The sequence below is a fragment of the Pseudomonas sp. GW821-FHT10B02 genome, from assembly GCF_059415665.1.
The window spans coordinates 1-15,835 of record NZ_JBWKNR010000009.1 but is presented as its reverse complement, the minus strand read 5'-3'; the positions used below and the strand labels follow the sequence as shown (position 1 = coordinate 15,835).

The 15,835-nt window shown below is 62.8% G+C and carries 10 protein-coding genes and 1 pseudogene; 2 read left to right on the top strand and 9 right to left on the bottom strand.

The window, feature by feature from the left end:
- Nucleotides 1–85: 85 nt before the first annotated feature.
- On the top strand, nt 86–820 hold the full coding sequence (locus AC07OF_RS14745) for a winged helix-turn-helix transcriptional regulator (protein WP_495073048.1): 735 nt from the start codon (nt 86–88) through the stop codon (nt 818–820).
- Between the two features lie 14 nt (nt 821–834).
- On the opposite strand, the gene AC07OF_RS14740 is transcribed toward AC07OF_RS14745, so the two are convergent.
- The 8 genes and pseudogenes from AC07OF_RS14740 to AC07OF_RS14705 form a co-directional block, all read right to left on the bottom strand.
- The gene (locus AC07OF_RS14740; RefSeq protein WP_495073047.1) at nt 835–2,532 is read right to left on the bottom strand and encodes an AMP-binding protein; all 1,698 of its coding nucleotides are present in this window, start codon (nt 2,530–2,532) and stop codon (nt 835–837) included.
- 86 nt (nt 2,533–2,618) lie between these two features.
- A complete protein-coding gene (locus AC07OF_RS14735; RefSeq protein WP_495073046.1) occupies nt 2,619–3,716 on the bottom strand; it encodes a thiolase C-terminal domain-containing protein in 1,098 nt (365 codons plus the stop codon).
- A 62-nt stretch (nt 3,717–3,778) separates the two neighbouring features.
- Entirely contained in the window at nt 3,779–4,660 is an 882-nt protein-coding gene (locus tag AC07OF_RS14730) for a MaoC/PaaZ C-terminal domain-containing protein (RefSeq protein WP_425356131.1), read from the bottom strand.
- 24 nt (nt 4,661–4,684) lie between these two features.
- Nucleotides 4,685–5,596: pseudogene (locus tag AC07OF_RS14725) on the bottom strand (SDR family oxidoreductase); the annotation flags it as partial.
- 25 nt (nt 5,597–5,621) lie between these two features.
- Entirely contained in the window at nt 5,622–6,761 is a 1,140-nt protein-coding gene (locus AC07OF_RS14720; protein ID WP_232478264.1) for an acyl-CoA dehydrogenase family protein, read from the bottom strand.
- A 32-nt stretch (nt 6,762–6,793) separates the two neighbouring features.
- Nucleotides 6,794–7,939 (bottom strand): acyl-CoA dehydrogenase family protein, encoded by a 1,146-nt coding sequence (locus AC07OF_RS14715; RefSeq protein WP_495073045.1) that lies wholly within the window; start codon nt 7,937–7,939, stop codon nt 6,794–6,796.
- Nucleotides 7,940–8,198: 259 nt separating this feature from the next.
- Nucleotides 8,199–10,880 (bottom strand): winged helix-turn-helix domain-containing protein, encoded by a 2,682-nt coding sequence (locus AC07OF_RS14710; RefSeq protein WP_157192303.1) that lies wholly within the window; start codon nt 10,878–10,880, stop codon nt 8,199–8,201.
- Nucleotides 10,881–11,128: 248 nt separating this feature from the next.
- Entirely contained in the window at nt 11,129–12,271 is a 1,143-nt protein-coding gene (locus AC07OF_RS14705) for an acyl-CoA dehydrogenase family protein (RefSeq protein ID WP_495073044.1), read from the bottom strand.
- A gap of 176 nt (nt 12,272–12,447) precedes the next feature.
- Between AC07OF_RS14705 and AC07OF_RS14700 the strand changes: the two genes are divergently transcribed.
- Nucleotides 12,448–14,025, top strand: coding sequence for an AMP-binding protein (locus AC07OF_RS14700; RefSeq protein WP_495073043.1), 1,578 nt, complete (start codon nt 12,448–12,450; stop codon nt 14,023–14,025).
- 75 nt (nt 14,026–14,100) lie between these two features.
- Here AC07OF_RS14700 and AC07OF_RS14695 read toward each other — a convergent pair whose 3' ends face one another.
- Nucleotides 14,101–15,453, bottom strand: coding sequence for a DUF1329 domain-containing protein (locus tag AC07OF_RS14695; RefSeq protein WP_232478263.1), 1,353 nt, complete (start codon nt 15,451–15,453; stop codon nt 14,101–14,103).
- Nucleotides 15,454–15,835: the final 382 nt, after the last annotated feature.

Below are 15,835 nucleotides of genomic sequence, written 5' to 3'. Positions count from 1 at the left end.
TGGCTTTCGGAGGTTTCAGCGTGCGCGCGGCGAAGTCGCAAGGCTAGTTCAGAATCTGAAGCGTTGTAGTTGCGGAGTACAGGCGATGGATGAAGGCTATGGTCAGTTCTGCACGGTCGCGCGCGGCGCTGAAGCCCTGTGCGAGCGCTGGACGCCGTTGGTCGTGCGCGAGCTGCTCTGCGGCAGTAAGCGCTTCAATGAACTGCACCGCGGCGTGCCACGGATGTCCACCAGCTTGCTGGCACAGCGGCTGCGCCACCTGGAAGAAATCGGTGTCGTACATCGCACAGCCACAGGCAAAGTCTGGGAGTACAGCCTGACCGAGGCCGGCGAAGAGTTGCGCCCCATCATAATGGCGCTAGGCCATTGGGGCGCGCGCTGGATAGGCAGTCGCCTTCGCGATAGCGAACTCGACGCGGGCCTGCTCATGTGGGACGTGCGCCGGTTCGCGCGCATCGAGATGTTCCCGCCCCGCTCGGTGGTCATTCACTTCAGGTTTCGCGACGCGCGTTCCGGCGAGCAAGAGTGGTGGCTTGTGGTCGAACATGGTGTGGCAGATCTGTGCCGCGACGACCCCGGACGCGAACTCACGCTCGTGGTGGACTCCAGCGTGCGGGCATTGACCGAGGTGTGGACGGGCGACCGCACACCCAGGGAGGTGCTTCAGTCGCAAGAGCTGCGTGTAGACGGCGCTGTGCAGGATGCGGAAAACTTGTGGTGCTGGCTTGGCACCAGTGCGTTCGCCGGTACCCGGAGCGCTGCAATCCAGAGTCACGATAGGCAATTGAAAAAGCCGGTCACAAGGACCGGCCAGGATTAACGCGATTACCGTGCTTACTCAAACACAACCGTGCAACGCCCCCCCCCCCACCCTTCGATCTGGTTGTGATAACGCTCTTCAATCTGGCTACGGCGGATCTTCAAGGTCGGCGTCAGCAGTGCATTGCCAATGGTCCACGGCTCTCTGACCACAACCAGACACGCCAGTTGTTCGTGTGCCTCGAACTGGGCGTTGACCTCTGCCAGGAACACCTCAAGCTCGGTGGCAACCTTGTCACGCCCTTCGGCGCTGGCCAGGGCTGCACGGGTCTCGGCAGACACGTTAAGCAACGCCAGCGGCTGCGCCAGCCCGACACCGGTAACGCACGACGCCTCGACCCGCGGATGGTTACCCAGCTTGGCCTCGATAGGCACCGGTGCAACGTATTTACCCTTGGCGGTCTTGAACAATTCCTTGACCCGCCCGGTGATGCGCAGGCGCCCTTGTTCGTCCAGCTCGCCCCGGTCACCGGTGCGGAACAGGCCATCTTCGGTGTAGCTCTGGGCCGTCAGTTCAGGCAGTTTGTAGTAGCCGAGCATCTGCGCCGGGCTCTTCACCAGGATTTCGTTGTCCGCCCCGATACGGCACTCGACCCCCGGAATCACCGCCCCCACATAACCAACGCGCACCTGCCCCGGCAGGCTGAAGTGCGAGGTGCCGAAGTTCTCCGACATGCCATAACCTTCCAGCAATTCAAGCCCCAGCTGGCGGTACCACTCCATCACCTTGACCGGCAATGGCGCCGAACCGGAGAGCCCGGTATGCACCTGGTCAAGCCCTAGCGCCGAGAGAATCTGCGCCTTCATCAGCTTGCCTTCCACCGGGTTGGCGAACACGGCCGCCTGGGTGGCCGGGTCGATGCGTTCGTTGATGCCCTGGTAGAACTTGGTCCACAAGCGCGGCATCGACAAAAAGATCGTCGGCCGTGCCCGGCGCAGGTCTTCACTGAAGGTTTCCAGGCCCAGGCTGAAGAACACCCGGCAACCGCTGAACAACGATACCGCCTCCACCACCGCGCGCTCGGCGGTATGCGCCAGCGGCAGGTACGACAGCAGCCGGTCACTGCTGCTGGTGCCCTGACCGTTGGCGTACATGCAGCCGGTCACTGCCGGCGCGGCATACATGGCGGCGAAGCTGTGCATTACGCCCTTGGGATCGCCGGTGCTGCCGGAGGTGTAGATGATCGTGGCCAGTTCTTCGGGTGCCGGCAGGTGCACCGATTGCAATGGCCCGGTCGTGGCGATGATGTGTTGCCAAGACGTGCCTTTGCCACAACTGGACATCGGCAGGTCAATCAACGGCAAGCTGTCCGGGATCGAGGCGCACACCGCATCCCATCCGGCCGCCTCACCTTCCAGGCGGCCGACGAACAGCAGGCGCACCTCGGCGTGCTCCAGCACATAGCGCACGGTGTCGGCATTGGCGGTGGTGTACAGCGGCACACTGACGTGCCCGGCCATCCAGATCGCCAGGTCGGCGATGATCCAGTGGGCGGTGTTTTTCGCGAACAGGCCGATCGAGGACTTGCCCGGCAAATCGAGCGAACGCAGGTGCGCGGCCATGCGCCGCGCCTGGTCGCCGACTTCGCGCCAGCTGTATTCCTGCACACTGCCATCCGCCAGGGGTTGGGTCAGGTAGATCGTATCGGGGGTACTGCTCTCCCAGTGGAGGAAACGATGCAACAGCGTAGTCTGATTATTGTTGTTGTTCATGGCAGATCCTGCGTCTGAAGGGTGGTGTTCCACCTATTGAAATTGTTCTGTTTCGAGCCGGTCCTGATGCGCGTTGGCGCAATGCTTCAACTGCGCTGATAAAGTGTGGTGATCACCGTCCCCGTAGCGCCGACGTGGTGCTGCAGGGCAATGCGGGCGTTGGCGACCTGACGCCGGCCGGCGCTGCCACGCAACTGCTGGGTCAATTCGATGCATTGTGCCAGAGCACTGAGCGATTGCGCCTGACCGAGCGACAACAGGCCACCACTGGGATTGACGACCAGGTTGCCACCGTAGGTATTGTCACCTTCCTCGACCAGTTTCTCGGCGCTGCCCTCCAGGCAGAAGCCCAGCGCTTCGTACAGCAGTAACTCGTTAAGGGTGCTGCCGTCATGCAGTTCGCACACTTCCACTTCCTGTGGCCCCCTACCCGCTTGTTCATACAGCTCGCGGGCAGCAGCCACGTTGATGTCGTAGCCAACTTCGGCAAACGTCGATCCCAGCGTGGCACCGGCCACCTGCACGGGTGCAACGCTGGCCTGGGCCAGGGTGCGGATCACCGGGCCGTTGCAGTAGCGGCTGGCGAACTCGCTGGAGCACAGCAGCAGCGCCGCCGCGCCCGCAACGGGCCAGGCAAATTGGGGCTGAGTGAGTGGTTCGGCAAGCATGCTCGCCCCCAGTACCTGATCCAGGCTCAGGGTCTGCCTGAAAGCCGCCAGGGGATTGAGCGCCGCATGTTGACGGGCTTTGACGGCGATCATCGCAAAGGTTTCCCGCCGTGCCTGATAGCGTGCCATATACTCTCGCGCCGTACTGCCCAGGCGTTCGAGCATGCCGCTCATGTCGGCAAAAACGGTGGGGGCACTTTGGACGCCCAACACCAGAATACTTTCAGCCTGCCCCTGCGCGATGGCCTGGCAAGCCTCAGAGAACAAGTCGCTTCCCTGCCCAACGTGGCGCAATGGCACCCGCCCCACCCCGACCTGCTCGAGGCCACGCTGCAATGCGGCAGCGTGGTGAACATCCGCAGCGGCATAAACCGAGGTAAGGCTGCTGGCAGGCACCCCGGCATCGACCAGCGCCTGACGCGCCGTATGGCCAATCAAGGCCACTATGTCCGGGCTCAATGCCGCCGAGCTGAAGGGGGACATACCTACGCCAATCACATTGACGCAACGTTGCATCGTGCTCTCCTGAAATACAAAGCTGCCGCTACCGGTCCAGGCTAGCGGCAGGTGGCCATGAGTCAGGCCGGCACGGACTCGAACAGTTCGACCGCACCATTTTTCAGCACCAGGACGTCTCGCTCCACCGCACGCATCTCAACGATGATGCGCGTAGCAGACTCACGCCACATGCGCGTTTCCAGGGTGTCACCGGGCATCACGATCGAGGCGAAACGCGCGCGCACGCTCTTGAACAGACGCGAATCGTTGTCGCAGAACGCCTTGATCACATGACGGCCCAGATAGCCGAAGGTGCACAGGCCATGCAGGAACGGCTTCTCGTAACCGGCCTTGGCGGCATAGTCCGGGTCGACGTGCATCGGGTTCCAGTCGCCGCACAGGCGATACAGCAGCGCCTGGTTGACCTCGGTGGCATCGGCCAGGACGGCGTCGGGTGCGCGGTCCGGCGCGACGTTGATCTCTTCACTGGCGACACGCTCCAGCCCGGCCCCCGGAACCCCCGGGTAGAAGCCGGTGACCTCGTTGTAGAACAGCGGCGTGCCGTGCTCGTCGGTGGTCTCGATGGCGAGGATGCTGACCGAGCTCTTGCCTTTGTCGATGGCGGCTTTCAGGCGCATGGTGTGCTTGAGCTTGGCCTTGGGCGGCAGCGGACGGTACATCACGGTGTACTGCTCGCCATGCAGGCCCTTGGCGAACGGCAGGTTCAGGCCTTCGAGCTGTGGCTCGCCGGACTTGGCCGCACGCAGGAACACTTCGGTGGCAGGCAGCACGGCCATGGTCGGTAGCACGCGGAAATCGTCGCCGGCGAACTCGTTGACGTAGAGCAGCTCGGTACGGTCCAGTGGGTCCTTGGCCGCACCAACGGCGAGCGCATACAGCGCGGCATCGTTCTGGTCGTACTCGGTTTCCAGGTAGGACACCGCATTGGCTGCCACTTCCATATCGACGAAGGCGTTGCCGCCTTTGGCCGGGGACTCCATGCGGGCAAAAAACTCTTTGAAGCTTTCGCCGCCGTTGGCGTGATACACGCTGTGCTCGTCGAAACGGGTGATGCGTTCCCAGTTGTCGCGCACCAGCTCCGGGCTCAGGGTGTTGCTGTGCAGGAACCGGCCCTGGGAACGTTCCCAGCGATACTTGGCATGGAAGCCACCGCCAACTTCGAACAGCCCGCCGCTGTCCTGGCACTGCTCGCTGCACAGCCAGCCCACCAATGGCGCAACGTCTTCCACTTTCAGCTTGTCGTGCAGCTCCTCCGGGAACAGTCCGCTGGCGATCACCATGCGCGAGGCAGCAATCGGCGCAATGGTGTTGACGCGGATGTTCTTGCTCGCGCCTTCGATGGCCAGCGAGTTGGCAAAACCGATCAGCCCGGACTTGGCGGTGGAATAGTTGCACTGGCCAAAGTTGCCGAAGATACCGGCACCGGAGGCGGTCATGACGATGCGGCCGTAGCCCTTGTCGCGCATGATCGGCCATACCGCGTGAGTCAGGCGGAACGCGCCTTTGACGTGGACGTCCTGGATCAGGTCCCACTGCTCTTCGGTCATTTTGTGGAACGAGGTGTCGCGCAGGATGCCGGCGTTGTTGATGAGGATATCGACAGTGCCGAATGCCTCCAGCGCGGTGGCGACGATTTTCTCGCCCTCGGTCACCGAATGATGGTCGGCAACCGCTTCGCCACCCATGGCACGAATTTCAGCGACCACGGCGTCGGCCGCTGCGCTTGAGCTGCCGCGGCCATCGGTGCTGACCCCAAGGTCATTGACTACTACCTTGGCGCCGCGCGAACCCAGCAGCAAGGCGTGGGCGCGGCCCAGACCGTTGCCAGCGCCAGTGACGATTGCGACTTTGCCGTCAAAACGGATTTCTTCAGACACGTGTGCACTCCTATTGTTATCGCGCTCACAAGGTGCGAGCGATGATTTCCTTCATGATTTCGTTGGTGCCGCCCCAGATGCGGTTACCGCGGGTGTCCAGGTACAGCCTGGCGATCGGGTATTCGGTCATGTAGCCGTTGCCGCCATGCAGTTGCAGGCAGGCATCGACCACCCGGCTGCTGAGCTCGGCGGTCCAGTACTTGGCCACCGCTGCGGTCTCTGCGCTCAGCTCACCGCGCAGTAAAAGCTCCATGCAGCTGTCGACCCAGGAACGGCCGATCTGGATTTCGGTCTTGAGTTGCGCCAGGGTGAAACGCGAATTCTGAAAGTCGAGCACCGGCTTGCCGAACACGATGCGCGTGCGGGTGTAGTCGAGGGTGTGTTCCAGCGCGGCTTCGGCCTGGGCCTGGAAGCCCACGGCGCCGATGATTCGTTCCCACGCCAGGTCGTGCATCAGCTGGTAGAAGCCCTGCCCTTGCTCGCCACCGAGCACGTTCTCGGCAGGCACGCGGCAATCGTCGAAAAACAGCATGCTGGTGTCCTGGGCGTGCAGGCCGATCTTTTCCAGCGGTTGCGAACGGCTGAAACCGGCGCGTTCTTTCTCGACGATGACCAGCGAGATGTCCTTGGCGGTTCCGCTATTGCCGGTCTTGCACACCACCACGGCGAGGTCGCAGGAGGCGCCATTGGAGATGAAGGTCTTGGAACCGTTGAGGATCAGCTGGTCACCCTCCAGCGTGGCGCGGGTGCGCACCGCTTGCAGGTCCGAGCCAGTGTTCGGCTCGGTCATGGCGATGGCGCCCACCGCCTCACCGGCAATCATCTTCGGCAACCAGGCCTGCTTTTGCGCCTCGGTGCCGTAGTTGAGGATGTAGAACGCCACCAGGCCATGCACGCCGAAGCCGATCAGGCCGGTGGCGCCGACACGCATGAACTCTTCGGCGAAGACCATATCGAACAGGCGGTCGGCACCCGGGCCGCCATATTCTTCCGGCATTGAGGGCAGCAACATGCCCAGCTCACCGGCCTTGCGCCACACGTCACGGGGGACGCACTTGTCCTTCTCCCACTGAGCGTGGAAAGGCGCGACTTGCTCTTCCATGAAGCGGCGGCAGGCGCGGCGGAACTCGTCGTGTTCGGTGCTGAACAGTGTACGGGGGATCAGGTATTGCATTGGGTAGTCCTCAGCGGCCCGGCTCAGAGTGTGCGTCCGACCAGATCTTTCATGATGTCGTTGGCGCCACCGGCGATGCGCAGCACGCGGTGATCGAGGTAATGACGGGCTACCGGGTACTCGAGCATGTAGCCGTTGCCGCCGTGCAACTGCACGCACTCGTCCACCACCTTGGTGTAGAGGTCCGAGCACCACAATTTGGCCGCTGCGGCCGCTTCAGGGCTGAGGGTGCCGGCCAGGCACTGCTCCATGCAGCGGTCGACGTAGTTCTGCGATACCGCCAGTTGCATTTTCAGGTCGGCCAATTTGAAGCGGGTGTTCTGGAAGGCAAAAATGGGTTTGCCAAACACGTTGCGGCCCTTGGTGTACTCCAGGGTGCTTTCCAGTACCGCCAGGGCACCGGCAACACTGCTGATGGCGATGGACAAGCGCTCCCAGGCCAGTTCCTTCATCAACTGGAAGAAGCCCTGACCGGGCACGCCACCGAGCAGGTTCTCCTTGGGCACGCGCACGTCTTCGAAGAACAGCATGGTGGTGTCCTGCGCATGCAGGCCCACTTTGCGCAACGGTTGCGAGCGGCTGAAACCGGCACGATCGGCCTCGACCAGAATCAGCGAAGTGTCCTGGGCGCCCTTGCCGGTGTTGCCGGTCTTGGCCACCACCACGACGATGTCGCAGTTGCTGCCGTTGGAGATGAAGGTCTTGGCACCGTTGATGACATACTCATCGCCATCCAGTACCGCCCGGGTCTTGACCGCCTGCAGGTCGGAACCGGTATCCGGTTCGGTCATCGCCACCGCACCGATGGCCTGGCCTGCTGCCATCCTCGGCAGCCACTGGTGCTTTTGCGCTTCGCTGCCGAAATTCACCAGGTAGCCGGCAACGATGTCATGCACACCGAAGCCGATCAGTCCGGACGCAAGGCCGGCGCGGTAGATCTCTTCAGTGGCGACCATCGAGAAACGCCGATCCAGCTCCAACCCGCCATAGGCCGCCGGTGTGGTCGCGTTGAGCATGCCCAGCTCGCCGGCGCGGGCCCAGATCTCAGGGGGTACGCGATGATCGGCTTCCCACTGCTCCTGGCAGGGGGCACATTCCTGCGCGAGGAAGCGCCGCACGCTGTTGCGAAACTCCTCGTGCTCATGATCAAACAGGCTACGCGGAATCATTGAAGGTTCTCTCCTCGGCTCATCGTTCTGCCGCCCTTGCAGGTGGCGCTGAATCGATCATAGGAGGAGCGTTCGGTGACCCGCCCCCTCACAGCGGGGGGGATTTGCGAGAGCGTTGAGTATCACCTGGATGCCCCCCCGACCGGGGTTGGGCGAGCAGCGGTCAAGGCGCCTAGGCTAGGCCGGCGAAACACCCGTGCAGGCGGCGATGGGTACGTCCACGCAACGTCCCCAGCCGTCCTGCACGGGTGATTCGTGCCTACTCGATCAAGCCGTTCTTGCGCGCCCAGGACACGGCGTCATAGCGGCTGGAGACGCCAAGCTTGGCGTAGATGTTCTTGAGGTTCCACTTCACTGTTTCCAGGGAAATGTTCAGGGTCAGAGCGACCCGTTTGTTGGCCATTGCCTGGCTGATCAATTGCAGGATCGCCAGCTCACGCGGCGTCAGCATCGACGGCGCGCCAGTGGCCGAAGCATCGTTGCTGCGCCCTGCACCGCCTTGACCGAAACGCTCCAGTAGCAGCGTCAGGTAGCTTTCGTCTGGCGCCGTCAGCGACAGGTTGGTCAGCGTCGAGAGCAGCTTGCGCAGCACCTCGCCCTCATCCAGGAAGGTGCGCACCAAGCCCAGTTGGCGCCCCTGGGACAAGGCGGCCAGCAAGTGTTCCTGCGCCTGCTGCGGTTGCAGCAGGTCGGCTCGGGCGCATGCCGTCAACAGCTGGCCGGTGACCTGCAACTGCCCACGGCGGTATTGGCTGGCATAGCGATCGAGCGTTTCCAGTTCGAGCAGGGCTTTGTCCGGGTAGTTGGTGGCCAGCAACAGACGAGCACGGGCCAAGGCCGCCATCGCCACGATGTCGGCCTGAAAACCCTGCGCGCCCTGGTAGGGAACGATCAGTGCCTGCAGTTTGGTGACTTGCTCGGTGGCGTGTGCCTTGTCATTTTCGAGCAAGGCGATCCGCACTTGCTCGGCCAGGCAGTGAACCAGCGCACGATCCTGGCCAATGGTACGGAAGTGACGCTCCTGGCGTTCCAAAAACGCCATGGCCACCGGGGCGCAATCTTGCAGCAGGTCCAGGCGCGCACGGCAGATCGTGGCGCGCAGCATGGTGTCGGGCATGGCCCATTGCAGCAAACCGCTGCGGTTGGCGAGGATTTCCCGCGCTTCATCGGTTCTGTCCAGCTCGCGATACACCTCAGCCAGGGTCGCTGCGCCCAGGTAGGCACTGGCGGACCGATGACCGTGAACCGACACGGCGCGCGCCAGCTGTGCCGAGCCAACGCGCTCGGCCTCAAGGATGCGCCCTTCCTGCAAGTAACACAGGGTCCGCGCGCCCTGGGCAACCAGAGCCATTTCCGCATCCTGCTCGGATTCAGGAATCGGGTTGTCATCCAGGCAGCGCATCGCCTCCTCCATCCTTCCCGCCGCCAGGTAGGCAATGGCCAGCAACGCTGGCGCACCGTAGCGGGTCACCGAGTAGTCATCGGGCAAGGGCTGGAAGTCATTCAGCAAATCAATGATCGGCTCGGTGCGATCACGCTGTAGCTCGATGGTGGCCTGCACCAGCGGCAGCCGATAGGCAACGTCGTCCTGATGGGCCGCACCGCTGTGACGGAACTGCTCGAGCCAGGCCTCGGCTTTGGCCGGGCGTGCGGTCAGGGCATAAGCCAGACAGCCGAGGAAGAACAGCCGCGGCCGCGAGAACAGGATGTCTTGCGGCAGGCGGTCCAGCAGCCGCAGCAACGGGCTCAGTTGCCCCAGGCTCCAGGTCGCCGGTGCAGCCCGCTCGATCACCTCGGCGGCAAACCCCAGGTCGCCGGCCTGGGTGGCATGGCGTACCGCTTCGGCGAGCAGTTTGCGCTCGGCGAACCAGTGCGCCGCGCGGCAATGCAGTTCGGTTTGCGAGGTGCTGTCGCGGCGTTCCAGGCGCGTGGCGAGGAAGTCGCCGAACAGCGCATGAAAGCGATACCAGGGCTGGCGGTCATCGGCCTCGACGCGAAAGATCAGCAGATTGTCTTCGTCCAGGCGCTTCAACATGGCCTGCGCCGAGTCACTGCCGGTCACCGCTTGCGCCAGCGAGGCATTGAAACGCCGGCAGATGCTGATGCTTTCCATGAAGGTCGCAAGCTCGGCGGGCAAATGGGCCATGACGTTTTCAGCCAGGTAGCTCTGCAAGTCGTCGGAGCGCCAGCCCATTTCGCGCAACGTGCCACGCGAATCCGGATCGCTGCGCAGGAGGATGATCACCAGTTGCAGGGTGGCCGGCCAGCCGCTGGTGAGCTCGTGGATCTGGTGCAGTTCCTCCGGGCTGAGCTTTAACGTAGCCAGGCTCTGTTCAAGAAACAGGCGCGACTCGGTCAGGTCGAAAGGCAGCGCGGCACAGTCGATCTCCACCAACTGCCCGCTCAGGCGCAGGCGACTGAAGCTCAGTGGCGGGCCGACCCGCGATGAAATGACGAAGTGCAGGTTATCGGGGCTGTGATCCAGCAACTTCTGCATGAGTTGGTGGGCGCGCGGGTCCACCACATGCTGGTAGTCGTCGACGACCAGGAACAACTCTTTGTTGATCGCGGCGGCGCCTTCGACAATCGACGCGACGACTTCATCGATCAGCTCCTGGCGTGCCCCTTCCAGCGGGATGCCGCTGTCCAGCACGATGCCCAGGCGTTGCAAGGCGCCGCGCAAATAAGCGAAGAAGATCGACAGGTGCTTGTCATCGGCGCTCAGCGACAGCCAGGCCACCTCGGCGCCAGAGCGCATCATCACTTGCCGCCACTGGGCCAGCAGCGTGGTCTTGCCGAACCCGGGACTGCCGGTAATCAGGCCCACGCGACACTGTGACATGCCGCGCAGGTCCTCCAGCAGGCGTTCACGAACGATCGTCTGGGTACCGATGCGCGGTGGAGCGAATTTCGTCGAAACGAGCAGTTTGTCGGTATGCATGTGCTGACTGGTCTCCGATCCTGCCGAATGCACCGGGACAGCGCCTTTGGCACTGCACGATCGGCAAGGTGTGGCCACGTTCTGGCGTTTTCGGAATATTCACCCGAATACCGTCAAAAGTCAGCACGTATCGATACCACGCCCTGGCTTGCGGCAACTTCGGGGATCCGCCTGACACAGATGGTGGCGGGGAACCGAGACAAACCACCCCCTACAAGTGAGGGGGCTGGCGAAATCGATGGCGGGATTCAGAGCGTGCGGGCCACCAGTTCGCGCATGATGTCGTTGGCGCCACCGTAGATACGGTTGACCCGGCTGTCCAGGTAATGGCGCGCCACCGGATACTCGAGCATGTAACCGTTGCCACCGTGCAGCTGCACACACTGATCGACCACCTTCGAATACAGCTCGGTGCACCAGAGTTTGGCCGCCGCGGCCGCCTCCGGGTTCAGCTGATGCTGCAGGATCAGCTCCATGCAGCGATCGACATAGGTCTGCCCGAGGACGATCTCGGTCTTGAGTTCGGCCAGTTTGAAGCGGGAGTTCTGGAACTCGATGATCGGCTTGCCAAATGCCTTGCGTTCGCGGGTGTAGGCAATGGTCTGCTCCAGTACCGCTTGGCTCGCGGCAATCGCCAGGATACCGATGCTCAGGCGCTCCCAAGCCAGCTCCTTCATCAGTTGGTAAAAACCCTGGCCCGGCTCGCCACCAAGGATATTGGCCTTGGGCACGCGCACATCCTGGAAAAACACCATGGTGGTGTCCTGGGCGTGCAAACCGACCTTGCGCAACGGTTTCGACTTGCTGACGCCCGCCCGGTCGGCTTCCACCAGGATCAGCGAGATGTCCCGCGAGCCCTTGCCACTGTTGCCGGTCTTGGCAATCACCACAATGATGTCGCTGTTGGTGCCGTTGGAGATGAACGTCTTGGCACCGTTGATCACATAGTCGTCGCCGTCCAGCACCGCGCGGGTTTTCACCGCCTGCAGGTCGGATCCGGTATCCGGTTCGGTCATGGCCACGGCGGCGATGGCTTCACCGCTGGCCATTTGCGGCAGCCACTGCTGTTTTTGCGCCTCGGTGCCGAAGTTGATCAGGTAACCGGCACAAATGTCATGGACATTGAAACCGCTCAGGCCCGAAAGCCCGGCACGGGCCACCTCCTCGACCGCGATCATGGAAAAGCGCCGGTCCAGGCCCAGGCCGCCATAGGCCTCCGGGGTGGTGGCGTTGAGCATGCCCAGCTCACCGGCACGCGCCCACACCTGGCGCGGCACCAGGTGATCCTCCTCCCACTGCTCATGGAAGGGTGAGCAGTGCTCGGCGAGGAAACGCCGGACAGTGCTGCGGAACGCTTCATGCTCATGATCGAAAAGGGTACGCGGAATCATCGTTTGACCTCGGGAGACGGTGGCTGCTTTGCGTCACCTTAGGGCTGCGCGCCGCGGTTGCGCCCCCTCGAAGCGGGTAGGCGCGGGCGCGCCCCTCTCCTGGAGGGAGGGGTTGTGCCCGGCGGTGCTTCCTAGAATGCGTTCTCCACTGACTACAACAACAAACGGAGATCGCGATGAAGATGAATTTTTCCCGCGTCATGGCCCAGGTTGCCCAGCGCTATGCCGCTCAGGAAGCGCTGGTCAACGTCGAGCGCAACCGGCGGTATCGTTTCGATGAACTGCACCGCTTGACCAACCAGATCGCCAATCTGCTGCGCACCCGCTTCAAGCTGCAGCGCGGCGATACCGCGCTGTGCATTCTGGAAAACGACAACCTGTCGCTGCTTCACGCCTGGACCGCGTTCAAGGGCGAAGTGGCGATTGCCCATACCAACATCCGCGACTCCCTGGAGGAACACCGCTGGCAGGTGGCGTTCATCGCGCCGAAAGTGATTTTCATCGAAACCGCGCTGTTGCCGCAGTACAGCGACATGCTGCGCGCCAGTGGTGCCGCCGTGGTGTGCATGGATGCACCGCCCGCCGAGTGCACCTTTGCCCTGCACTTCTGGGCGCTGCTCGACGGCGTTTCGGAGGAAGAGCCTGAGGTCGAGTCCGATGTGTACCGGGACACCCTGATCTACCGCTTTACCGGGGGCACCACCGGCAAGAGCAAATGTGCCCGCTACACCATCGACAACTGGTTGGCGGCGCGCGACTCGATGTACGCCGACAGCGAACAGGCTCAGGCCTTCAACGAAAACACCCGCTATCTGCACATCGCGCCGATTAGCCACGGGTCGGGGCTGTCGCTGCTGCCGACGCTGTTCCGTGGCGGTTGCACCGTGACCCAGAACGCCGCCGACCTCAAGGCCTGGTGCCGTAACGTCGAAGCGGAACGTATCACCACCGCGCTGATGGTGCCGACCCTGGTGGGCTGGTTGCTTGAACTGCCGCAAGCCTCAGAGTCCGATCTGTCCAGCCTGCAAACACTGTTCTACGGCGCTGCGCCGATGAGTCCGGCCAAGCTCAAGCAGTCTCAGGAGCGTTTCGGCAACATCTTCTTCCAGCTCTACGGCGCCACCGAATGTGCCCAGGCGGTCTGCACCCTGACCAAGGCCGATCATCTGAACGCCGTGGAGACCGGCCGGCTGGCCTCTGCCGGGCGGCCGGTGACCGGCATCGAACTGAAGATTGTCGATGAAGCGGGTAATCGCGTTGCGACCGGCAGTACCGGGGAAATCTGGCTGCGTGGGCGCGGCACGATCAGCGGCTATCACAACAACCCGCAAGGCACTGCCGCCGAGTTCAGCGACGGCTTCTGGAAGTCCGGCGACCTGGGTTATGTCGATGAGGCCGGTTATGTGTTCATCGTCGACCGCAAGAAAGACGTGATCATCACCGGCGGCTTCAATGTCTACGCGGTTGAGGTGGAAGCCACGCTCAATGCCCACCCGGCCGTTTCCCTGTCGGCGGTGGTGGGTATTCCGGATGACAAATGGGGTGAAGCGGTGCATGCCGAAGTGGTGCTCAAGCCAGGGATGTCCGTCAGCGAAGAGGAACTGATTGCCCTGGTCAAGGAGCGTCTGGGCCGTTTCAAGGCGCCGAAATCCGTCAAGCTGGTCGATGCCCTGCCGTTGAGCGCCGTCGGCAAGGTGCTGCGGCGTCAGGTAAGGGAACGCTATTGGTCCGATCAGGCGCGCCGGGTGTCCTGAACGACATCGCGGCGCAAGGCCGCTCCCACTCAGTCTGTGGGAGCGGCCTTGCGCCGCGATGGGCGTAGAGCCAGATCAGCGAACCCCGGCACCCGCCAGGCTGTCGGAAGTCCAGCCGTTGTCAGGGCTGAGCTTGTCCATGACCTTCACCCCGCCCTTGCCTGGCCAGACGTTGATGTAATACGTGCCGGCGATCAGGTCGTAGTGGCCGCCCGGCGAGTTGTTGATCGCGCCGACGTCATACATCTGGGTCATGTAGCTGAAGCCTGGACGCCACAGCTGGCCACGGCCGTCATACTGATCCACAGCCAGTGCGGTCCAGCTGTCCTCGTCGATGTAGAAGGTGCGCTTGGAGTAGATGTGGCGCTTGCCTTCCTTGAGGGTCGCTTCCACCACCCACACGCGGTGACGTTCCCAGCGCACCAGGTCCGGGTTGATGAACTTGGGCCCGAACACGTTCTTCGGATCCTCGGCGTAGGTGAAGCGATAGGTGTTGTAAGGAACGTACATCTCCTTCTTGCCGATCAGCTTCCAGTCGAAGCGGTCAAGCCTGCCATTGAACAGATAGATGTCATCGACGGTGGACATCCCCGAGGTACTGGCGTTCGGCGTGTCGTAGGCCAGATCGGGCGCCAGGCGCACACGGCGTTGGCCCGGCAGGTACTGATAGGCACGGCGACCCTTTTCGGTATCGATGTTGTCAAAGGTCATCACCGCTTCGCCAGCGCGGCGGGCGGGGCCGGTGTAGTTGGCACGGGCGCGGGTAATGATCGTTGGCGCCTCGGCCTTGCTGGTGTCGTAGTACGGCATCTCGTACATCCAGCGGCCTTCGGTCGAGACCACCAGCTTGCCGGCGGCATCGACGTTGTACGCGCCGTACTTGGGCGCGAGGTAGCCCACCCCCTGGTAGCGGGTCAGGTGGTTGAACATCACCTCGATGCCGCGTTTTGGAATCGGGAACGGCACGCCGGCGCGCGCACCCTGCAGGTTCTGATCGTCGTTGGTCAGCTGTGCCTGGGTGGCGTTCTTGCGGGTGTTGTCCAGCACGAACTGCGGGTAGCCGACGGTGCGGTGCGTCGGATATACATCAACGCGGAAACCCGGCCGGGCCTTGATCAGCGCCTTGGTGCCTTCGGTCAGTTTGTCTGCATAGGTGTCAACGTTCGAGGCATCGATGCTGAACTGCGGTTTTTCGTTGGCAAACGGATCAGGGCGAATGCCCGTGGTCTTGTCGAAGCCTGCAGGCGCGGTCAGCAGCCCGCCGGTATAGGCAGGGATGGTGCCATCGGCGTTACCGGCCATCTCGGCACCCAGGGGTGTCAAGGTGCTGCCCAGTTGCTTGGCTTCCTGCTCGGTTACTGCTGCATGGAGCACGCCTGCATGTGCAGCCAGTAACGCGGCTGCCATCAGGGTTTTTGTCAGTTTAATCATGTCTCCAACCTCTAGGATGGTGGTTTGAGCGTCTGCTAAAGCGCGCCCGGCCCCTCAGGAAATGCGGTTTCTCTTCCCGTCCTGGCCCTATGTTTTTAACCAACCACCCTCTCCTTTCGCCCCCCCCTTATTGGCGCGGCATGGGGGGGTTCTTTGGGTTTGGATGTTGGGGCTGTGGGTTGATCCATTTTGTGTGGCGATGCTGCCGGCCCCTTCCGCCTTTACGGCGGCCTACTTTCCTCTTGGGGAAAGTAGGCAAAGCCGCCTGCTCCTGCATCCGGCCCTACGCTGCGCTCCGGGTCCCTTCGCTACGGTGCCCTCCAGGGGCATCGCGGCCTACGACTTGCTTCGCCAAGTCTACGGCTCGCGAACTTCGGCT